Consider the following 20,776-nt stretch of genomic DNA (forward strand, 5'->3'; position numbering starts at 1 on the left):
AGAGTTCATGCCCATCGATTCAGCTGCCCTGGACGCGATCACGAACGGAGTCGTCGACGCCGCCGACGCCGCCGCGCGGGTGCCCGGCGTCGTCGCCACGGTGACGCGCAGCGGCGGCGACGCCTACGAGGGAAGCGCCGGAGTCCGGTCGGTCGGGTCGCCCGAGGCGATGACGGCCGACACCGTCTTCGCGATGTTCTCCACCACCAAGGCCGTCACCGCCACCACCGTGCTGCAGTGCGTCGAAGACGGGCTCGTCGATCTGGACGCCCCGACCTCCGAGTACGTGCCGGAGATCGGCGAGTTGCAGGTCCTCGACGGGATCGCCGCCGACGGCTCACCGCGGCTGCGGCCGCCCGCCCGGCCGATCACGACGCGAATGCTGCTGCTGCACACCGCGGGCCTGGGGTACAGCTTCTTCTCCGAGGAGTACGGGCGGCTGCTGGCCGAGACGGGCCAGCCCGACATCATCGGCGCCACGCGCGCCTCGCTGCAGACGCCCCTGCTGTTCGATCCCGGCACCCGGTGGAACTACGGCACCAACATCGACTGGGCCGGCCTCGTCGTCGAATCGGTGCGCGGCGCCCGCCTCGGCGAGGTGATGGCCGAGCGCGTCTTCACTCCGCTGGGGATGTCGGACACGGCGTTCACGATGACGCCGTCGATGAGCGTGCGTCTCGCGCAGGTGCATCAGCGCGTCGACGACGGCGGCCTGGTTCCCAGCGGTCTGGTGCTGCCGCAGGACCCGGAGGTGCAGATGGGCGGCCACGGACTCTATTCGACGATTCCCGACTACACGAAGTTCCTGCGGATGTGGCTGCGCGACGGCGAGGGCGAGCACGGGCGGGTCCTGGCGCCCGAGACCGTGCGTGCCGCGGCGGCCAACGGTCTCGGCGATCTCGAGGTCGGGATGCTCGAGACGACGGCGCCCGCGCTCTCTCACGACGCCGAGTTCTTTCCCGGGCAGCGCAAGTCGTGGGCCTACTCGTTCATGGTGAACGACGAGACCGCGCCCACCGGCCGGACCGCGGGGTCGCTGGCCTGGGCGGGTCTGGCCAACCTCTACTACTGGATCGACCGCGACGCCGATGTAGCGGGCATGTGGGGCACTCAGATCCTGCCCTTCGTCGATCCCGCGTCGGTCAACGCGTACCTCGACTTCGAAACGGCGGTGTACCGGTCGCTCTGACCGCCTGCGAGTCAAAAGGATCCCGCGAGCGCAGTGCTCGCGGGATCCTTCTGCATTCAGATCTCACCGTCTGGAGACCTGCTGCGTCTGTCGACGCGGGGGCGTCAGAACACGCCGCGGCTCAGACCGGAGACCAGGCTGCCGCCGAGGCTGCCCAGACCTTCGAGGCTGCCGCTGCTGCTGCCGAGACTCCCATTGCCGCCCGGCGTGCCCGGGGTGCCGGGCTCACCCGGTCCGGCGTCATCGCTCACCGCGACGAGGGCCGGGCCGGAGATGGAGCCGGAATGCCCCGTCGTGCCGCTGTAGATCGCGGTGACGGTGAAGTCGCCGGCCGCGGCGAACGTGTGCGGCAGCTTGGCCTCACCGTCGGTGACGGCGACGGGCGCGCCGACGTCATCACCGTTGATCTTGAACTGCACGGTGCCACCGGACAGGTTCGACGGCGTCAGCTCGGCCTTGAGGTCGACGGTCGAGCCGGTCTTGACGGTCGCAGGCGCGACCACCTTCACTGTCGTCGACGTCTCGCCGGGAGCCGGATCGGAGATCTCGATCGTCTTCGCCGCCGACGTCGAACCAGCAAAACCAGCCACACCCGAGAACACCGCCGTGATCACCCGATCACCCGACGAACCAAACGAATGCTGCAACTCCGCAACACCATTCGACACCGCCACCGCAGCACCCAAGTTCACGCCATCAGCCTTGAACTGCACCGTACCGCCACCCGGATTCGGCGACACCGACGCCGACAACGTCACCTCATCACCCTTCACCGCCGACCCCGGCACCGACAACGACGTCACCGTCTCCACATCCACCGGAGCCGATTCGATCTGGATCGTCGCGAGCGGACCGCCACCGGCGTTGAGGGCGGCTCCGTTCGAATCGCGCGGACTGCAGTAGGTCGGAGCCCACTGCGTCGTGTTGACGATGATCTTCGCGGTCGCCTTACCCAGCTGAGTACTGAAGTTCTTGGCGTTCTTGGAGTTCGCGGCGTCGCCGCTGACGCGCACGCGAGGCTCGACGGTGCCCGACGCGCCGGCCTTCAGCGTGACGTCGACCGCGGGCATCCGGAACCACGTCGCGCCGTTCGCCGACGGGCTTCCGTCGAGATCGTTCTTCGTCTTCGGGACGACGATGCCGCCCTCGGCCTTCTCGCTCGACGTCGGGCTGTTGCCGATCACCTCGTTGTTCCCGGACAGGCGAAGGAACTCGCCCGCGCTGTTCACGTTGCCGGAGTCGTCGATCCGCAGCACGTTCGGCGTGACACCGCCCAGGTTGACCGCCGTAGCCGGCACCACGGTCGCCGACACGAAGGTGGCGTTGTCCGGGATCTCGTAGTCGTACTTCAGTCGAGACAGGTTCTGCAGGGTCGCCGTGACTCCCGCCGCCTGCTGCTTGTCCGGATACGAGCCGGGGCCGGGCTGGATTCGATAGGTGAACGTCTCACCCGCGGACACCGACGTGGGCGCGGTGACCGACATCGAATTGGACGTGTTCTCGACCTGGTCACCGATTGTCGACCCGGCAACGCATGTCGCCGTGAAGTCGGTGGTGGTCGTCGCCGCCGACGCAGGCGCGGCGGCGACCACCATCGCCCCGGCTATGAGCGCCGAGCAGCTCGCGACAGCGAGCACCCGGCCGGTGGACTTTCTCATACGGGATTCCTTCACTCGTTGGATGGCAAAGTTCGCAATCCAGGTATCCCAGAACCCGGCCCCGCGAACTCGACGGCGTGTGATCCTCGGCACAGAATCGGTCAATACCGGCGAGTCGTCGTTCGATTGACGGATAAATGTGCGCAAAGTCGTGCGTGGACGCGCACCGTGCAGACACGCGTATGCAGACGCTGAGCCGGCGGCGTCACCGGTCGGACAGGCGCAGCGCCCGTGCCTCCCGCGCATGTCGCCGACGCAGCGCGTGCAACACCTCGGCCGGCACGTCGAGGAACTCGTAGTCGACGTCCAGGATCCCCAGGGCGAGCGCGATCCATCCGGGATCGTCGGCCGGCATGGACACGAGGGAACCGTCGACGTGCTCGGCGACCTCCGACCATCGGCCGATGCGCTCTCGCACCGTGTCCGGTTCGGCGTGGACGACGATGCGCACGTCGTGGTCGCGTCCGCCGCGCAGACTCTCGCGCACATAGGCGGCCGGATCACCGCCGGGCACCGAGCGCGGCGCGAAACGACGCTTGCCCGGCGCCGGCGAGCGGAGGCGATCGAGCCGGAAGGTGCGCCAGTCGTTCCGGTCCAGGTCGTAGGCCAGCAGATACCAGCGTTGGCCGACCGGGACCAGCCGGAGCGGTTCGGTCCGCCGGTTTCCGGGAACGCCGGCCGACCGCCCGCCCGGCGCGTAGTGGAATTCGAGTTCGACTGCGTCGCGGCAGGCCAGCGCCACCGTGGTCAGGGTCTGGGCGTCCACTGCGGGCGCGCGCCGGCCGGGCAGCGGGACGCTCATCGTCGTGAGCGCGTCGGCGCGTCGGCGCAGCCGCGCGGGCAGCACCTGGGTCACCTTCGCCAGTGCCCGCACCGAGGCCTCGGCGAGCCCGGCGGCCGATCCGTGGGCGGCGGTGCGCAACGCGGCGACGATCGCGACCGCTTCCTCCTCGTCGACCACCAAGGGCGGGAGGGAACCGCCGGGGGCGAGTTGGTAACCGCCGCCGTTGCCGCGCACGGACTGCACCGGATAGCCCAGCTCACGCAGCCGATCGACGTCGCGGCGGACCGTCCGCTCGGTGGTCCCCAGCCGCTCGGCCAGCTCCAGCGCGGGCCACAGCCGATGCGCCTGCAGCAGCGCGAGCAGTTTCAGCGTGCGGGCGGTCGGGTCGGCCATGACTGCATCATGCCGGAAGATCCGGACCGATCCGGTCCGGATCCGCGGAAGCCGGCGCCACCCGGACCGCCGACCACTCGGTCGCAGTCGAGGTCACCGCGCGGCCACCGGACCGTCCATAGCACCGATGACCAGTCGGTGCAGCGGAACCGTGACCGCGTGCAGCGCGACGGCGACGATCGCCGCCACGATCACGCCGACGATGTGCTCGGTGCCCGAGTCGATCGCGGAACCGCCCGGCCGCACCTCGGCCAGGTGGACCACGGCCGCCACCATGAAGACGACGTACCAGAACTCGTGGTGGCTGAGCAGATTCGCCAGGGTGAGGATGCCGCAGACCACGAAGGCCGCGATCATCAGCGGGGTCGGGAGGATCAGCGCGGCCAGCACCGACACGCCGACGCCGAGTGCCGCCCCCGCCACGCGGATGGCCGAGTTGTGGAGCACCTTGCCCGAGTCGAAGGCGTAGATCAGGCAGAACACCAGCAGCGCGTAGCCCAGACCGCCCCAGCCGAAGACCGTCCACAAGACGGTCAGCACCGCCGAGCCCGCCGCCAGGCCCACGCCGTAGTAGAGCCGTTCGGTCAAGGGCGCGGGCACGTTGTGCTTCGTCGAACTGCCGAACGCCACGATGCCCAGCACCGTCACCGCCGTCGCACCCACCAGCACCCCGACCAGCGGCTGCCACAGTTCGTCGACGGAGCTGGTCTCGGCGAACGCTGCGAAGCCCACCAGGCTCGCCGATGAGCGGTTGAGGCCGGCCGAGCCGCCGACCACGAATAGTCCCTGCACCAGCGCGGTGACGGCGACGCCGACCAGGAGCACCCACGGGCCGTGCGCTCCGATCAGCACTCCGCCCGCACAGACCAACAGCGCCCACGCGGTCGCCTTGATCATGTCGACCAATCCGAGGGTCCGGACCGCGGGCGCCAAGAACATCAGCGCGATGTAGCCGGCCGCGACCACCGGGCCGCCCCACCACCGGGACAGGCCGACGAGGACGGCGCCCGCGACGAGCACGGTGAGCGTGGACAAGGCCACCAGCCACCAGAACGACGGCGTATCGGAGCGAGTGCGCGCGGACCCCTGCATGGGGTCACTGTAGCGATCGCCACCCGGACGACCGGCGACGACGACACCGTCGCACCGACCCGCTCGGGCCGCCCCACCCCGGCCGCCCCCTGGCCACCTCAGTCTTCCTGCCGGTTCGCCAACTCCAGATCGATCTCGGCGGCGACACCGAGGAGGTGCTCGATGAACACCTTCGTACTCTGATTGGGCTCCGGCTCGGCCAGATAGGTCAGGCCCAGTGTGCGCGGCACGGTGTCGAGGTCCATCGGCACCATTCTCAGATGCGCGTCGCTCGTCCCGACCAGCATCGGCAGGGGCGCCAGTGAATCCGTCGCCTGCAGAATCGCGCGAATCGTCAGAATGGAGGTGCATTCGATCACGTTCGACGGCGCCCATGCCCCGGCTTCGCCGAAAACCGAACTCAACCGGCTGCCGGCCGCACTCGACGGCGGAAGAACCCATGGGAACGACGCGAAATCGGCAACCGTGGGGTCGGCGATATCGAATATCGGATGCCCGATCCGTCCCATGATTCCGATGGGCTCGTCATAGAGATGCAACTGCTTCAGGTCTTTAGGATGCTGATTCATCATTCGTCCGATCAGGACATCCACCTGGCGATGCGTGAGCAGTTCGACCAGGTCCTCATCGGTCCCCTCGATCACGGACACCTTCAGTCCCGGATAGACCTCTTTGAGCGAGATCAGGGTGCGCGGCAGCAATGCATACGATCCGGTCATGTTCGTACCGACGCGAATCGGGAGGATGTCGTCCTTCTGCAGGTGATCGATGTTGTCGGCGAGACGTTCGATACTGGTGAGGATGATTCCGGCGTGTTCCAGAAACAAGGTGCCGTACCGAGTGGGCGTCACCCCGCGGGGCCCCCGAATGAACAGTTCCACTCCGAGAATGTCTTCGGCCTCACGCAACGCTCGAGTGACGACCGGCTGAGTGACATAAAGGTCCTGGGCAGCACCGCCGATCGTGCCGTTCTCGGCTATCGCAGCAATGATCTGCAGGTGCCGCAATTTGAATCCGCCGTCGAGAAGACGCCGCTGTAGCTGTTGCTCCACCCCGGTGAGCCTATCCCCTCACCGAACCCGGAGCCGCGCGTCGACCACCGGACGCCGTACGCGACCCACCCGGATCGCCGCGGCCGTCCGGGCACCGGCGCCAGCGGCCGCGCAGCCGCGCCGAGCGGGGTGACCGGGCCGGGCACAGCACTCCCCGAACCCCCCACTCAGGACATACCGTTAACGCTCGACATAACCGTTCAGGCATGGACCGAGCAGGAAGAGCATTATGTGGGGCAAACCACATCGTGAAGTATCTAACACATGCCTGAGCATCCCCATTCGCCATTCGCCCTGGCAGAGGCGCTGACCGACAAGACTCTCACCGTCGTCGATCTCACCGCCCCGCTGTCGGCCGCCACTCCCGTCCTGCCGCTGCCCGACGAGATGGCGCCGATCCCGCGCTTCTCCCTCGAGGAGCTCGCACACTTCGATGCGCGGGGAGAGACCTCGTATCAGAACGGCATCCACACCGGCGAGCACGTCGGCACCCACTTCGATGCGCCCTGCCACTGGATCACCGGTCGTGAGCTCGCCGATGTCGCCGGCGTCCCGGTCACCGATCTGGTGAGCTCCTTCGTCATCATCGACAAGGCCGACGAGGTCGCCGCGGACCCCGACTTCCTGCTCGAGGTCGAGCACGTCGAGGAGTGGATGGCCGCTCACGGCCCGCTGCCCGACGGCGGATGGCTGCTGTACCGCACCGGGTGGGACCGACGCTCCACCGATGAACAGCAGTTCATCAACGCCGGAGCCGACGGGCCGCACACTCCCGGTGTCTCCGTGGAGTGCGCCCGGTGGCTGGCGGAACAGACCCCGATCCGGGGCATCGGAGTGGAGACCGTCGGCATCGACGCCGGTCAGGCGTTCGCCTTCGATCCGCCCTTCCCCTGCCATCACTTCCTGCTCGGCGCAGGCAAGTACGGCATCACCCAACTGCAGAACCTGGCCTCGCTGCCGACCACGGGCGGCGTCCTCGTCGTCGCCCCTTTGAAGATCGTCGGCGGATCGGGCAGTCCGGCCCGCGTGATGGCACTGGTGAGCACCTCGACCGACACAGAGAAGGACCACTGATCATGTATGTTCGCGAAGCCATCGGCCGAGCCCTGTTCGACCTCGGCGCCCGAACCGCGTTCGGCGTCGTCGGCAGCGGGAACTTCCACTACACCAACGCCCACGTCGAGGCCGGTGGCCGGTTCATCGCCGCGCGCCACGAGGGCGGCGCAGCCGTCATGGCCGACGCCTACGCGCGGATGAGCGACGAGGTGGCCGTCCTGTCACTGCACCAGGGCTGCGGATACACCAACGCGCTGACCGGCATCGTCGAGGCGGCGAAGAGCCACACCTCCCTGCTGGTGCTCACCGCCGAGGCGCCCGACCCGAAGTCCAACTTCTTCATCGACCAGCAGGCGATCGGCCAGGGCTGCGGGGCCGTCACCCGCCGGGTGCGCTCAGCCGCCACCGCCGTCGCCGACCTCGCCGGCGCCTACGAGATCTGTGCCACGCAGAAGCGGACCGTCGTCCTGAACATTCCCATCGACGTCCAAGACTGCCTCGTGCCCGAGACGGTCGCGGTGGCGCCGGTGACCGCTCCCGGCGCCCCGCGCCCCCCGCACGGCGACCTCGACGAGTTCGTCGAACTGCTCGAGGCGGCCGAACGTCCCGTCTTCGTCGCGGGCCGAGGCGCGCGCGGCGGCGCCGCGAAACAGGCGCTCGCCGAACTCGCCGACCGCTGCGGCGCGCTCCTGGCGACCTCGGCGGTCTCGCGCGGGATGTTCGAGGGCCACCCGTGGGCGATCGACGTCGCCGGCGGCTTCTCGACGCCCCTGGCCGCCGAGCTGATCTCCGACGCGGACCTCATCGTCGGCTGGGGCTGCGCGCTGAACATGTGGACCATGCGTCACGGTCGCCTGATCGGGGACGACGCCAAGGTCGTCCAAGTCGACCTCGATCCAGACGCCCTCGGCCGGCACCGGCCCGTCGATCTGGGCATCTGGGCGGGCGTCGCCGAGACCGCGGCGGACGCCTCCGCCCGGCTCACCGGCCGCGATTCCACGAAGGTGGGCTATCGGACGAGCGAGGTCGGCGAGCGGATCGGCACTGACGGCCGGTGGCACCGGGTCCCGTTCGACGACCAGAGCACCGATGGCCTCATCGATCCTCGCCTCCTGAGTGCACGGCTCAACGACCTGCTCCCGCGCGAACGGGTCCTGTCGGTGGACTCGGGCAACTTCCTCGGCTATCCGAGCATGTACCTGGACGTCCCCGACGAGTACGGCTTCTGCTTCACCCAGGCCTTCCAGTCGGTGGGCCTGGGCCTGGCCACCGCCATCGGTGCCGCGATCGCTCAACCCGATCGCCTGCCGATCGCGGCGTGCGGCGACGGCGGCTTCCTGATGGGCGTCAACGAGCTCGAGACGGCGGTCCGGCTGAAGCTCCCGCTGCTGGTGATCGTCTACAACGACGCACAGTACGGGGCCGAGGTCCACCACTTCGGTCCAGGCGCCGACCTCGACACCGTGACCTTCCCGGACACCGACATCGCCGCCATCGCCCGCGGATTCGGCTGCGCCGCACTCACCGTCAACCGCCTCGACGACCTGCATCCACTCACCGCCTGGCTCGATCGGCCCGACGGGCCGATGGTCCTGGACGCCAAGGTCGTCTCCGAGGACGCGGCGTGGTGGCTGGTGGAGGCGTTCGGCCACTGAGCCGCTCCTCGCACGGAACCCCCGACCACTGATCCCCGCCTGATCCGACTCCCACCCTCCCCCACCCTCCCCACCCTCTCGACACCTCCCCTCCTCCCTCTGCACCCTCCCCTCCCCTCGATCCCTCCCCAGGCCCGGTGACCCGCCACGCGCGGCCCACCCGGGCACTCTGAACAGACGAACGGATACCCCTGCCATGTCCAATCACGAAGTAGTGAGTCGAACACGAAGAGCGGCCACCGCGAGCCTCATCGGCAGCGCACTCGAGTGGTACGACTTCTTCCTCTACGGAACGGCCGCGGCCCTGGTGTTCGGGCCCCTCTTCTTCACCGGTGACGACTCGCTCATCGGCACGATCGCGGCCTTCGGAACCTTCGCCATCGGATTCATCGCGAGGCCCTTCGGCGGCGTGATCTTCGGACACTTCGGCGACCGCCTCGGGCGAAAGTCGATGCTCGTCATCACCCTGATGATGATGGGCGTGTGCACGGCCCTGATCGGTCTGCTCCCCACACACGCCCAGATCGGCATCTGGGCGCCGGTCCTCCTGGTCGCCCTGCGCGTCGTCCAGGGCATCGCCGTCGGCGGCGAATGGGGCGGGGCGGTCCTGCTGATCAGTGAGAACGCGCCGCCGAGTCGCCGCGGCTTCTTCTCCGCGTTCAGCCAGGTCGGCGTCACGCTCGGCTTCATCCTCTCGTCCTCGGTGTTCGCGCTCGTCAGTCTCCTCCCCAAGGACGACTTCCTCTCGTGGGGCTGGCGCATTCCCTTCCTGCTCGGCCTCCTGCTCATGATCGCCGGCCTCGTCATTCGGATGAAGGTCCAGGAGACCCCGGTGTTCGAGGAACTGCAGTCTGAGGACGCCCAGGTCCGGTACCCGGCACTCGAAGCGATCAAGACGCAGCGCAAGTCGATCCTGATCGCCGTCGGCGCGCGCATGGCCGAGAACGGCGGCTCGTACATCTTCGCCGTCTTCTCCCTCGCCTACGGCGTCCACATCGGGATCAGCAGCGGCGTGATCCTGACCGCGATCATCGGCGCCAACATTCTGGAGACGTTCACGATGGTCGGCTTCGCGGCCTTGTCCGATCGCATCGGACGACGTCCGGTCTACCTCATCGGCGCCGTCGGCGTGATCGTCTGGGCGCTGCCCTTCTTCCTGTTGCTCAACACGAAGAGCACCCCGATGATCTGGCTCGCGCTGGTCGTGGCCATCGCCGGCTGCCACGGTGCGATGATCGGCACGCAGCCCAGCTTCTTCAGCGAACTGTTCACCGGGAAGGTCCGCTACAGCGGCCTGTCCATCGGGCACGAGGTCGCCGCCATCTTCGCCGGCGGCGTCGCCCCGCTCATCGCGACCGCACTGCTCGCGTGGTCGGGCACCTACTGGCCCATCGCCCTGTACCTGGCCTGCTTCGGCGTCCTCAGCACCATTGCGGTGATCAAGGCTCCCGAGACCAGGGGCGTCGACCCGGTGTCCGGCGTCGACACGGTCCTCGACCCGCCCCACCCGGTGCAGAAGGTCGGTGAGCCCGCATGACCGACCCCGGCATGACCGACCCCCGTCCGAACGACCCCGGTACTAACGGTCACAGCGCAGCCATCGTCAGCGCGGTGGAGATCCCGTACACCCGCCATCCGAGCGCGGACGCGACCACCGAGTCGCTGTTGACCACGGCGATCCAGCACGCCGTCGCGCAGGCCGGCCTCGACCTGTCCGACATCGACGGGCTGGGGGTGTCCAGCTTCACGCTGAAGCCCGACCACGCCGTCGATCTCGCGTTGCGCAGCGGACTGTCGTTGCGCTGGATCATGGAGGACACCAACGGCGGGGCCAGCGGGGTCAACATGCTCCAGCACGCCGTCCGAGCCGTCGAAGCCGGAGACGCCCGCGCGATCGTCCTGGTGGCGGGCGACCGCATGACCGCCGCCGACTTCGAGGCCGTCGCCGGCGAGTACAACGTCATCACCCGCGACTACCTGACCCCGATGGGGCTGGGTGGACCGAATGCGATGTTCGCGATGCTCACCCGCCGCCACATGCGCAGGCACGGGCTCGACGAGAAGGTGTACGGCGCCGTCGCCGTCGCCCAACGACGTTGGGCCGCACTGAATCCGGGCGCCGTGTACCGGTCCGAGCTGACGATGGACGACTACCTGTCGGCACCGGTCATCGCCTCGCCGCTGCGCCGCTTCGACTGCGTGCCACCGGTCTCGGGGGCGAACGCCGTCGTCGTCACCCGCCGGGACCTGGTTCCCGCGGGCAGCCCCGCGGTCCGCGTCAGCGCCATCGGCGGATCGGTGAACTGGGATCGGCACGAGGGCGACGGCCTTCGTACCGGCTTGGCCGACATCGCGCCGGAGCTGTGGAACCGGGCCGGACTCGATCCCTCCGACGCCGACGTGATCAGCGTCTACGACGACTACCCGGTCATGGTGCTGATTCAGCTCGCGGACCTGGGATTCGCCCCGTCTGGGAACGTGCACGAGCTCGCCGACCGCCTCCTCCACGAGCAGTGGGCGGTGAACACCTCCGGCGGCCAGTTGTCCGCGGGGCAGGCCGGCTCCGCAGCGGGCATGCACGGGCTCGTCGAGGCGGTCGTCCAACTGCTCGGCCGAGCGGGCGACCGTCAGATCCCCGACGCGCGTACCGCTGCGGTCAGCGGTTACGGCATGGTCGCCTACCGCTACGGGGCGTGCGCGAATCTGGCCGTCTTGGAAAGGATCTGACATGGGAATCACCATGCAGTGCTGCGTCAAGTGTGCGAAGTCGGCGTTCCCGCCGCGCAGTCTGTGCCCCCACTGCCACGGCAGCGCCTTCGTGCCGGTGACCGCCTACCGCGGCGTCATCGAAGAGACCTCCCTTCAACGGGGCACGCCCGGCACCCTGTACGCGTCCATCCGCACCGACCTCGGACCGATCGTCATCGCACGGATTCTCGGCGACGGCGGCGTACCGGGCACGGAGGTCGAACTGGCACCGGCCACCACCCATCGAACAGACGGGCTCGTCGCGCTGATCCCGCAGCCCACCACCAAGGAGTGAAGAACATGCAGAACGTCGGCACCGCCGTCACTGCCGTCGCCGCGCCGCTTCGGGGCCTGCCCCTGAGCGAGTGCACCATCCCGGCCCTGTTGATCCGCCAGGCCGACCGGTACCGCGACAAGGTACTGCTCAAGATCGGGGCATCGGAGCTGACCTACACCGAAGTCCGCGATCTCGCCGCGGCGACGGCGCAGACCCTCCACGACCACGGAGTCCGCCGCGGCGACACGGTGGCGACCCTGTCGGAGAATCGCCTCGAACTGCTGCAGACCATTCTGGGCTGCGCCTGGATGGGCGCGGTCGCAGTCCCGCTGAACGCCGCACTGCAGGGCACCCAACTCCACCACGCGCTGGCCGACTCGCGATCCCGGATCCTGGTGGTCGAGCCCGAACTCGTCTCGCGCCTGGAGTCGATCCCGACCCCACCGGAGCTGCGGCAGGTGTGGGTGCTGGGATCGGACGCACCGACGGTGCCCGGCATCGCGACGACGACCTTCCCGGCTCTCGCCGAACCGATGCCCGCGTGCCCGGTGTCGCCGGGCGAGACGGCGGCGCTGCTGTACACCTCGGGAACGACCGGCGTCTCGAAGGGCGTCTGCTGCCCGCACGCCCAGTTCTACTGGTGGGGAGTCAACGTCTCCGAACAGCTGGGGATCACCGAAGAGGACACCCTGTTCACCGTCCTGCCGCTGTTTCACACGAACGCCCTCAACGCGTTCGTGCAGGCCCTCGTCGCCGGATCGACGATGGTGGTGGGCCGACGGTTCTCCGCGAGCCGGTTCTGGGGGCAGCTGGCGGAGTCGCAGGCGACGGTCACGTACCTGCTCGGCGCGATGATCAACATCCTCTGGTCGCGCGACGCGGACCCGCTCGAACGGGATCACCGCGTGCGCCGCGCCCTGTCGCCGGCCACCCCGGCAGCGCTCGCCGACCCGTTCCTGGACCGCTTCGGCATCCGCCTCATCGACGGTTTCGGCTCCACCGAGACCAACTCCGTGCTGACCTCCGCCCCCGATCTCCCCCGGCCGGGGTACATCGGCCAGGTCCAACCCGATTTCGAGGCGATCGTGGTGGACGAGAACGACTCTCCGGTTCCCGACGGGACGCCCGGGGAGCTCCTGGTCCGCTCGCGCATGCCGTACGCGTTCGCGACCGGCTACTTCGGGCTGCCGGACATGACCGTCGAGACGTGGCGCAACCTGTGGTTCCACACCGGCGACCGAGTCGTCCGCGAGCCGGACGGGTGGTTCCGATTCGTCGACCGGATGAAGGACGTCATCCGCCGCCGCGGTGAGAACATCTCGTCGTTCGAGGTGGAGCAGATCATCGGGCTGCACCCGGCGGTCGAGACCGTGGCCGCCTACCCGGTGCCCTCGGAGATGGCCGAAGACGAGGTCATGGTCTCGATCGTCCCGAAGCAGAGCAGCCTGCTCACGCCCCAGGCCGTCATCGACCACTGCGACGGTCGGTTGGCGAAGTTCGCCGTACCCCGCTTCGTCGACATCGTCGAGACCCTGCCCGCGACCGAGAACGGAAAGATCAAGAAGGCCCTGCTGCGCGAGCGGGGACGAACCGCCACCACCTGGGACCGGGAGGCGAACGGGTCGGGTTCGCGCGCACCGGCGCAGGCGACGACGAGGTGACCGCGACGCCGACGCGGTGCCGACCGGAGGCCGAGCGTCCCGATCCGGCGGAGTCTTTCGTCCCGTTGGGCGTGTTCGCGGCGCAACCTCTGGCAGGCTGATAGCGAAACCTCCCCGAAGGATGTGGTGATGATGTCTGGTCAGTTGCCGGTCGTGGTCGCGGTCGACGGTTCCGAACACGCGCTCAACGCAGTCCGGTGGGCGGCGCGGACCGCCGCCCTCGTCGACGCGCCGCTGCAGGTGATCAGCGTCACCCCTCCGTACGTGATGCAGTTCAGCCTGACCTCGGCGTACGCCGCGGACACCTTCGTCAACGCCGCACGCAACTTCGCCGAGGCCGCCGTCGCGACGGCCGCGGAAGAGGCGGCCGCCGCGGCGCCGAAGGTCGCGGTGACCACCGAGATCATCGAGGGCGCGCCGGCGCTCACCCTGCGCGATGTCTCGCATCGGGCGCGACTGCTCGTGCTCGGCCGGCGCGGACTCGGCGGCGTACGCGGTCTGCTGATGGGATCGGTGAGCACCGACGCCGTCGCCCACGCGAACTGCCCGGTGGTGGTGATCAGCGGCGCGACGCCCGAGTCCGGCCCGGTGGTCGTCGGTGTCGACGGCTCCCCCGTGTCGACGGCGGCCATCGGTGCCGCCTTCGAGTGGGCCGACTGGCTTCGGTCACCGCTGACCGCGGTCCACACCTACGGCGGCACGACCGGCGCCGCCTTCTATCCCGACGAGTTCGAGCGCCTGGTCCGCCAGCTGCGCGAGGAGGCCGCCGAGGCGCTCGGCTCCCAGCTCGCCGGCTACCGCGAGAACCATCCCGATGTGACCGTCGAACCGGTGGTCCGCGAGGGCCCGCCCGCAGAGGCGATCGCAGACCTGGCCGAAACAGCGCAACTGGTGGTGCTCGGCAGCCGCGGCCGCGGCGGCTTCCGCGGACTGGTCCTCGGCTCCACCAGCCAGGCGGTGCTGCAGACCGCGGCCTGCCCGGTGATGGTGGTGCACGGGTCCTGACGGCCCGCCCGGACGGGCCGTGCTCAGCCGATCGCGTCCATCGCCTCGGCCACCGCACGTCCCATCCGGGTCACGCTCGCCTGCGCCGCCGGACTCAACAGGGCCATGTTGATGAAACCGTGGATCATCGCCCCGGCGCGCTCCACGGTCACCGCGACCCCGGCCTTCGACAGCGCATCGGCGTACTCCAGCCCTTCGTCGCGCAGCGGGTCGAAACCCGCCACGACGACGTGCGCGGGAGCGAGTCCGGACAGGTCGGCGGCGAGCAGCGGCGAGACCCGCGGATCGGCGAGCTGATCCCGTGAGGCCAGGTACGTGTCGCAGAAGTAGTCGATCTGCGCCTCGGTGAGGAAGTAGCCGGTCGAGAACTCGCGGATCGAGTCGCGCTTACGCGACATGTCGACGACCGGGTAGATGAGCAGCTGCAGGCACGGCGTCACGTCGTCGCCCCGCACCTGCTGGGCCACGACGGCGGCGAGGTTGCCGCCCGCCGAGTCGCCGGCCACCGCGATCCGGCGCGGATCGATGCCCCAGTCCGGGGCCTTGTCGACGGCGAAGCGCCACGCGGCGACGGAGTCGTCGACCGCCGCCGGAAACTGGTGCTCGGGCGCGAGCCGGTAGTCGACCGACAGCACGTCGGCGCCGGAGGCGACCGCCAACGCGCGCGCCGCGGAGTCGTGACTGGCCCGGCTGCCGAGCACGAAGCCGCCGCCGTGGAAGAAGACGATCAGGCCGCGCCCACGGCCGGTCACGCTGTAGCGGGTGGCGGGGACCGCGACCGCGCCGGTCTCGATGACCAGGTCCTCTTCGACGGCGAAGGGCTCGAAGTCCGGCGCCATCATCGCGCTGTTGAGTTCGATCGACCGCCGCGAGGTGTCGACTCGGTCGCCGACCAACGCCAGGCTCGGGATGTGCGCCGACGCCGTCGCGACCAGTGCCAGGCTGGGATCCAGGCGGTCGCCGTCCGCGTTGACGCTGGTGAAGCGACCCATCACCGACCGGATGGGCGCGGGCGTCCTGCTCGTCGCTTTGAGCAGCGACCGTTGGATGCGGAACGGGAGGGGCAGCTTGACTGCTGTTGCGCGACTCACACGGGCGAACTTATCACCGAGCGTTGTAATAGTCACCCGGTGCGCCGGGCGACGACGCGTCCGGTCACCGGTGGGGCCGGACACTCCCGCGGATGTGGGAAACTCGAGTAATGCCGGAAGCACCCCGCGTACCCATCCGCACTCGTGCGGCGCTCGCCGCCGCAGCAGCAGCCCGCTGGGCGTCCCGAACCGCCGGGCGCGGCAAGGGCTCGATGATCGGCGGGCTGGTGGCCGAGAAGATCGATCCGCAGATCATGGCGCGGCTGGCGGCGGGCAAGTCGACGGCGCTGATCACCGGCACCAACGGCAAGTCGACGACCACCCGGATGACTGCGGCCGCCCTGGCCGGGCTCGGCGAGGTCGCCACCCAGGCCGACGGCGCCAACATGGATGCGGGCATCATCGCCACCCTCAGCCTGCACCGCAGCGCTCCCGTCGCGGCGCTCGAGGTGGACGAGCTGCACGTCGCGCACGTCGCCGACAACACCTCCCCCGCCGTCATCACCCTGCTGAACCTCTCGCGTGATCAGCTCGACCGGGTCGGCGAGATCAACGTCATCGAGCAGAGCCTGCGCGGAGGGATCGCCCGGCACCCCGGCGCCGTCATCGTCGCCAACTGCGACGACGTGCTGGTCACCTCGGCGGCCTTCGACGCCCCGCACGTGGTGTGGGTGGCGGCGGGCGCCAGTTGGGTCGGCGACTCGGTGAGCTGCCCGCGGTCGGGTGAGCCGATCGTCCGCACCGGTGATCACTGGCGGTCGACCGGCGACGAGGCCTTCGCCCGCCCGGCGCCCCAGTGGTGGTTCGACGACGAGAACGTCTACGGCCCCGACGGTTTCGTCGCGCCGATGACCCTGAAGGTGCCCGGCCGAGCCAACCGCGGCAATGCCACCCAGGCGATCGCGACCGCGGTAGCGATGGGCGCCGACCCGGCCGCCGCGGTCCGCGCGGTCGGCACCGTCGGCGAGGTCGCCGGCCGGTACGGCACCGTCGACCTGGGCGGTCACCGCATCCGGACCCTCCTGGCGAAGAATCCCGCCGGCTGGCAGGAGGCGCTGTCGATGATCGACGAGACCGCCGACAGCCTGGTCATCGCGGTCAACGGCCAGGTGCCCGACGGCGAGGACCTGTCGTGGCTGTGGGATGTGCGATTCGAAGCCTTCGAGCAGACCAAGGTGATCGCGGCAGGCGAGCGGGCCGCCGACCTGTCGGTGCGCCTGCTGTACGCCGGATCCGAGCACACGGTGATCGACGACCCGTTCGACGCCATCGCCGCCTGCCCGCCCGGCCGGGTCGAAGTGCTCGCCAACTACACCGCGTTCCGCGACCTCGGGGTGGCGCTCGAACGCGCGGGCGCCACGCCGGTCTCCACCGAGGGGAGCCTCCGATGAGCGAATCGACACTGCGGATCGGGCTCGTGCTGCCCGACGTCATGGGCACCTACGGCGACGGCGGCAACGCCCTGATCCTGCGCCAGCGCGCGCGGATGCGCGGCATCGACGCCGAGATCGTCTCCATCACCCTCGACGACGAGGTCCCCGACTCGCTGGACGTGTACACCCTGGGCGGCGCCGAGGACTATGCGCAGCGGCTGGCTACCCGGCACCTGCAGCGCTACCCGGGTCTGCAGCGCGCGGCCGACGCCGGGCGCCCGGTGCTCGCGATCTGCGCGGCGATCCAGGTGCTCGGCCACTGGTACGAGACGGCCGCGGGCGAGCGGGTCTCGGGCATCAGCATGCTCGACCTCACCACCTCCCCGCGCGAGGCCCGCGCCATCGGCGAACTGGTCACCGTCCCGGCGATCGACGGGCTGTCGCAGCCGCTGTCGGGCTTCGAGAACCACCGCGGAGCCACCTCGCTGGGCCCGGCCGCCCGCCCGCTCGGCCGCGTCCGCCACGGTGTCGGCAACGGTGCGGGCGAGGCCGTCGAAGGCGCGGTGCAGGGCAGCGTCGTCAGCACCTACATGCACGGACCGGTGCTGGCACGCAATCCCGAACTGGCCGACTACCTGCTCGGCAAGGCCACCGGCACCGAACTGGCACCGCTCGAGCTGCCGCAGGTGGAACGCCTGCGCAGGGAGCGGCTGGCCGCTGCACGGTGAGAAGCGCCCGGGGCCGGGCCGCCGACGAGATCGTGCCGGGTCGGCCGGCTTCATGTCTCCGCTACGCGACCGACGGTGTCAGCGGCGGGACGGCCCCAGGACCTCGCAGCGCGCGCGGGTGTCGTCGACGGCGAACCAGCCCTCCTCGAAGTCCTGCCATCGCTGCAGGTGGTCGCGTTCGGCCTCCCCGTCGCGGGCGACGGTTCGCGCCAGCCGCTCGGCGGCGGTCGGACCGTCGATCCAGAACCGCTTGGTGAAGCGGTGCGCGCTGCGCCGGCGCGCCGAGGTCACGCCCTCGACCACGAGGATCGGCTGCCACCGGACCCACACCTCCGGTCCCGCCGCGGGCACGCCGTCGACCCACACCCGCGGACGGTAGGTGTAATCGTGGTGTCGCTCGTAAGCGCTAATCACATCGCGTTCCATCTCGTCCCACCACGCCGCCGGATCGTCCCACGTCGCGTAGTCGTCGGTGCTGATCAGCACCGCCTGCCGTCCCCGGTCGGCCAGTGCCCGCACCAGTTCGGCGGCGAACGTGCTCTTGCCCGCGCCCGAGGGGCCGTCGATCGCGACCATCCCGTCGGTCAGGCCGCCGCGGACGGCGACGTCGTCGGCCAACCACGCCCAGTCGCGCGGGGACGGATCGCGCGGGGTCTGGTCGGGCGGGCTCTGGGGGCGGCCGGCCGCAGGCAGGTCGGACACGCGTTCAGACCAGGATGCGCCGACCCGACAGCGCGCGACCGAGGGTCAGTTCGTCGGCGAACTCCAGGTCGCCGCCCATCGGCAGGCCCGACGCCAGTCGCGTGACCGACAGTCCCGGGAAGTCCTTGAGCATCCGCAGCAGATAGGTCGCGGTGGCCTCCCCCTCGGTGTTCGGGTCGGTCGCGACGATGATCTCGGAGACCTCCCGGCCGTCTGGCTGATCGCCGAGGCGGCGCAGGAGTTCGCGGATCCGAAGCTGATCGGGACCGATCCCCGACAACGGGTCCAGGGCCCCGCCGAGCACGTGGTAGCGGCCGTTGAACTCCCGGGTCCGCTCGATCGCGTAGATGTCCTTGGGCTCCTCCACCACGCAGATCTTGGTGGCGTCCCGGCGACCGTCGCCGCAGATCCGGCACAGCCGCTCGGCCGCCACGTTTCCGCATTCGGCGCAGAACGTGACGTCGTCGCGAACGTGCTCGAGCGCACCGATCAGCCGATCGATCTCGACGTTCTCACCGGCCAGCAGGTGAAAGGCGATGCGCTGGGCGCCCTTCGGGCCCAGTCCCGGCAGTTTCGCGAGCTGGTCGATCAGATCCTGAATCGGTCCTTCGTACATGGCGGACTCGGTCAGCCCAGCCCGGGCAGCCCGCCCGCGAGCGGCCCCATCTTCTCGGCCACCAGGGCGTCGCGACGATCAGCGAGATCGGCGAGCGCACCGATGACGAGGTCCTGCAGCGTCTCCACGTCCTGCGGGTCGACGACCTCCGGCGAGATCTTCACCGCGGTCACTTCACCGGTTCCGTTGCCGGTGACCGTGACCAGGCCGTTTCCGGCGCTGCCGGTCACCTCGGCTGCCGCCATCTCCTGCTGCGCCGACTCCACCTGGCTCTGCATCTGCTGCACCTGGGCGAGCAGCCCCGCCATCGGGTTGTCGCCGCCGGCTCCGCCGCCGAACAATGCACTGGGATCGAATGCGTCAGTCACGCCCCTCAGGATAGTCGGTCGCGCCGCCCGATCGCGTCACCCCAGCAGCCGGGCGATGTGGTCGGCGACCTCATCCACGCTCACCCCGTCACCGGCGATCACCTCGAACGACAGCACCTCGTCGCCGAACAGCCGCGCCGCGCGCGGGGTCAGGGCGAACTCGAACCGATCACCGACCCGCCGCCACTGGATCACCGCGTCGTAGACCGGCGCGCCCGCCCCCGTCGTGAGGCAGCACCGACCGGCTCGCGGGCCGCCCGGCAGGTCGCGCTGGAGTTGGAAGCAACCGTCGGAGTCCTCGTCGAGGAAGACCACGGCCTCGCAACCGAGATCCGGGTGCCGCTCATAGGACGCGATGATCGCCATGGACGCGAGAGTACGTGGCGCGGACGGACTCGCGCCCGCCCCGCCGTGCCGCTGAGCGGGAGGAAATCCGACATCCGACCGGCCGGCGTCCTACGGTGCGGGGAGCACCGTCGCCCGTCGATCCACAAGGAGCACACCATGACCTCCCCCGCTCGCTTCACCGACAAGGTCGCCTTCATCACCGGCGCCGCTCGCGGACAGGGCCGCGCCGAGGCGCTCAGGTTCGCCTCCGAAGGCGCCGACATCATCGCGCTCGACGCGTGCACCGAGTTCGACTCCACGCCCTATCCGGGCGCCACCGACGCCGACCTCGCCGAGACCGTGCGCCTGGTCGAGGCCACCGGACGCCGCATCCTCGCCACCAAGACCGACGTCCGCGACTTCGACGGACTGCAGTCCGCCCTGACGGCCGGCGTCGCCGAACTGGGGCGCCTCGACTTCGTCATCGCCAACGCGGGCATCTGCTCGACGGGCCGGTCGTGGGAGATCACCGCGCAGGCGTGGCAGGAGATGCTCGACGTGAACCTGACCGGCGTCTTCCACACCGCCAAGGCCGCCGTCCCGATCCTGCTGAAGCAGGGCGAAGGCGGGTCGATGGTGTTCACCAGTTCGGTTGCCGGTCTCAAGGGCACCCCCTTCTTCGCCGCCTACGCGGCCGCCAAACACGGCATCACCGGCTTGGCGAAGGTGATGGCGAACGAGCTCGGGCAGGATCGGATCCGCGTCAACACCGTGCACCCGGCGGGCGTCGCGACCGGTATGGACATGAGCAGCTTCCAGTCGCTGCTGGCCGATCACGCGAGCACCCTGGGGCCGATCTACATGAACGCCCTGCCCGACCAGATCATCGCGCCCGACGAGATCGCCGCGGTCGTCGCATGGTTGTGCTCGAGCGAGGCGAAGTACCTGACCGGCGTGCAGATGCCGATCGACATCGGGAACCTGAACCGCTGACCGAACCC

General features: G+C 69.7%; 21 protein-coding genes. 12 read left to right on the forward strand and 9 right to left on the reverse strand.

Annotated elements, in window-relative coordinates:
- Window positions 1-7 precede the first annotated feature (7 nt).
- Window positions 8-1,189 carry a serine hydrolase domain-containing protein gene (locus tag AAFO60_RS06695; RefSeq protein ID WP_347955393.1) on the forward strand — a complete coding sequence of 394 codons (1,182 nt, stop codon included), beginning with the start codon at window positions 8-10 and terminating at the stop codon, window positions 1,187-1,189.
- A gap of 104 nt (window positions 1,190-1,293) precedes the next feature.
- On the opposite strand, the gene AAFO60_RS06700 is transcribed toward AAFO60_RS06695, so the two are convergent.
- Window positions 1,294-2,673, reverse strand: a complete 1,380-nt coding sequence (locus AAFO60_RS06700) for an Ig-like domain-containing protein (protein ID WP_347955394.1) — start codon at window positions 2,671-2,673, stop codon at window positions 1,294-1,296.
- Between AAFO60_RS06700 and AAFO60_RS06705 the strand changes: the two genes are divergently transcribed.
- On the forward strand, window positions 2,663-2,977 hold the full coding sequence (locus AAFO60_RS06705) for a hypothetical protein (protein WP_347955395.1): 315 nt from the start codon (window positions 2,663-2,665) through the stop codon (window positions 2,975-2,977). The genes AAFO60_RS06700 and AAFO60_RS06705 overlap by 11 nt on opposite strands.
- Before the next feature lie 75 nt (window positions 2,978-3,052).
- Here AAFO60_RS06705 and AAFO60_RS06710 read toward each other — a convergent pair whose 3' ends face one another.
- The 3 genes from AAFO60_RS06710 to AAFO60_RS06720 form a co-directional block, all read right to left on the reverse strand.
- A complete protein-coding gene (locus AAFO60_RS06710) occupies window positions 3,053-4,024 on the reverse strand; it encodes a helix-turn-helix transcriptional regulator (protein WP_347955396.1) in 972 nt (323 codons plus the stop codon).
- A 93-nt stretch (window positions 4,025-4,117) separates the two neighbouring features.
- Window positions 4,118-5,116, reverse strand: a complete 999-nt coding sequence (locus tag AAFO60_RS06715; protein WP_347955397.1) for an FUSC family protein — start codon at window positions 5,114-5,116, stop codon at window positions 4,118-4,120.
- A 98-nt stretch (window positions 5,117-5,214) separates the two neighbouring features.
- Window positions 5,215-6,168: a LysR family transcriptional regulator gene (locus AAFO60_RS06720; protein WP_347955398.1), complete on the reverse strand. Its 954-nt coding sequence runs from the start codon at window positions 6,166-6,168 to the stop codon at window positions 5,215-5,217.
- Between the two features lie 264 nt (window positions 6,169-6,432).
- Here AAFO60_RS06720 and AAFO60_RS06725 point away from each other — a divergent pair, with 264 nt between their 5' ends.
- The 7 genes from AAFO60_RS06725 (at window position 6,433) to AAFO60_RS06755 (ending at window position 14,570) form a co-directional block, all read left to right on the forward strand.
- Window positions 6,433-7,242 carry a cyclase family protein gene (locus AAFO60_RS06725; protein WP_347955399.1) on the forward strand — a complete coding sequence of 270 codons (810 nt, stop codon included), beginning with the start codon at window positions 6,433-6,435 and terminating at the stop codon, window positions 7,240-7,242.
- Between the two features lie 2 nt (window positions 7,243-7,244).
- Window positions 7,245-8,879: a thiamine pyrophosphate-binding protein gene (locus AAFO60_RS06730; RefSeq protein WP_347955400.1), complete on the forward strand. Its 1,635-nt coding sequence runs from the start codon at window positions 7,245-7,247 to the stop codon at window positions 8,877-8,879.
- A gap of 196 nt (window positions 8,880-9,075) precedes the next feature.
- Window positions 9,076-10,416 (forward strand): MFS transporter, encoded by a 1,341-nt coding sequence (locus AAFO60_RS06735; RefSeq protein ID WP_347955401.1) that lies wholly within the window; start codon window positions 9,076-9,078, stop codon window positions 10,414-10,416.
- 11 nt (window positions 10,417-10,427) lie between these two features.
- Entirely contained in the window at window positions 10,428-11,606 is a 1,179-nt protein-coding gene (locus AAFO60_RS06740) for a thiolase family protein (protein ID WP_347955402.1), read from the forward strand.
- Window position 11,607: 1 nt separating this feature from the next.
- Window positions 11,608-11,922 (forward strand): zinc ribbon domain-containing protein, encoded by a 315-nt coding sequence (locus AAFO60_RS06745; protein ID WP_347955403.1) that lies wholly within the window; start codon window positions 11,608-11,610, stop codon window positions 11,920-11,922.
- Between the two features lie 5 nt (window positions 11,923-11,927).
- Entirely contained in the window at window positions 11,928-13,565 is a 1,638-nt protein-coding gene (locus tag AAFO60_RS06750) for an ATP-dependent acyl-CoA ligase (RefSeq protein WP_347955404.1), read from the forward strand.
- 129 nt (window positions 13,566-13,694) lie between these two features.
- A complete protein-coding gene (locus tag AAFO60_RS06755; protein ID WP_347955405.1) occupies window positions 13,695-14,570 on the forward strand; it encodes a universal stress protein in 876 nt (291 codons plus the stop codon).
- Window positions 14,571-14,593: 23 nt separating this feature from the next.
- On the opposite strand, the gene AAFO60_RS06760 is transcribed toward AAFO60_RS06755, so the two are convergent.
- Window positions 14,594-15,661 (reverse strand): alpha/beta hydrolase, encoded by a 1,068-nt coding sequence (locus AAFO60_RS06760; RefSeq protein WP_347955406.1) that lies wholly within the window; start codon window positions 15,659-15,661, stop codon window positions 14,594-14,596.
- Between the two features lie 110 nt (window positions 15,662-15,771).
- On the opposite strand from AAFO60_RS06760, the gene AAFO60_RS06765 reads away from it, so the two are divergent.
- Together AAFO60_RS06765 and AAFO60_RS06770 are read left to right on the forward strand one after the other, a co-directional pair.
- Window positions 15,772-17,052, forward strand: coding sequence for a Mur ligase family protein (locus AAFO60_RS06765; protein WP_347955407.1), 1,281 nt, complete (start codon window positions 15,772-15,774; stop codon window positions 17,050-17,052).
- Complete coding sequence (locus AAFO60_RS06770) at window positions 17,049-17,762, forward strand: type 1 glutamine amidotransferase (protein ID WP_347955408.1); 714 nt, start codon at window positions 17,049-17,051, stop codon at window positions 17,760-17,762. The genes AAFO60_RS06765 and AAFO60_RS06770 overlap by 4 nt, the downstream gene beginning before the upstream one ends.
- Window positions 17,763-17,840: 78 nt before the next feature.
- Here the strand turns inward: AAFO60_RS06770 and AAFO60_RS06775 are convergent, their stop codons facing one another.
- From AAFO60_RS06775 to AAFO60_RS06790, 4 genes are all read right to left on the reverse strand, one after another.
- Entirely contained in the window at window positions 17,841-18,338 is a 498-nt protein-coding gene (locus AAFO60_RS06775) for a uridine kinase family protein (protein WP_347955558.1), read from the reverse strand.
- 130 nt (window positions 18,339-18,468) lie between these two features.
- Window positions 18,469-19,080: a recombination mediator RecR gene (recR, locus tag AAFO60_RS06780; protein ID WP_347955409.1), complete on the reverse strand. Its 612-nt coding sequence runs from the start codon at window positions 19,078-19,080 to the stop codon at window positions 18,469-18,471.
- Window positions 19,081-19,091: 11 nt separating this feature from the next.
- The gene (locus AAFO60_RS06785; RefSeq protein WP_347955410.1) at window positions 19,092-19,448 is read right to left on the reverse strand and encodes a YbaB/EbfC family nucleoid-associated protein; all 357 of its coding nucleotides are present in this window, start codon (window positions 19,446-19,448) and stop codon (window positions 19,092-19,094) included.
- A gap of 36 nt (window positions 19,449-19,484) precedes the next feature.
- Window positions 19,485-19,814, reverse strand: coding sequence for a hypothetical protein (locus AAFO60_RS06790; protein ID WP_347955411.1), 330 nt, complete (start codon window positions 19,812-19,814; stop codon window positions 19,485-19,487).
- A gap of 138 nt (window positions 19,815-19,952) precedes the next feature.
- On the opposite strand from AAFO60_RS06790, the gene AAFO60_RS06795 reads away from it, so the two are divergent.
- Window positions 19,953-20,768 carry a mycofactocin-coupled SDR family oxidoreductase gene (locus AAFO60_RS06795; RefSeq protein WP_347955412.1) on the forward strand — a complete coding sequence of 272 codons (816 nt, stop codon included), beginning with the start codon at window positions 19,953-19,955 and terminating at the stop codon, window positions 20,766-20,768.
- The last annotated feature ends 8 nt before the right edge of the window (window positions 20,769-20,776 follow it).

The organism is Gordonia aichiensis (genome assembly GCF_039946255.1).
GTDB lineage: Bacteria > Actinomycetota > Actinomycetes > Mycobacteriales > Mycobacteriaceae > Gordonia > Gordonia aichiensis_A.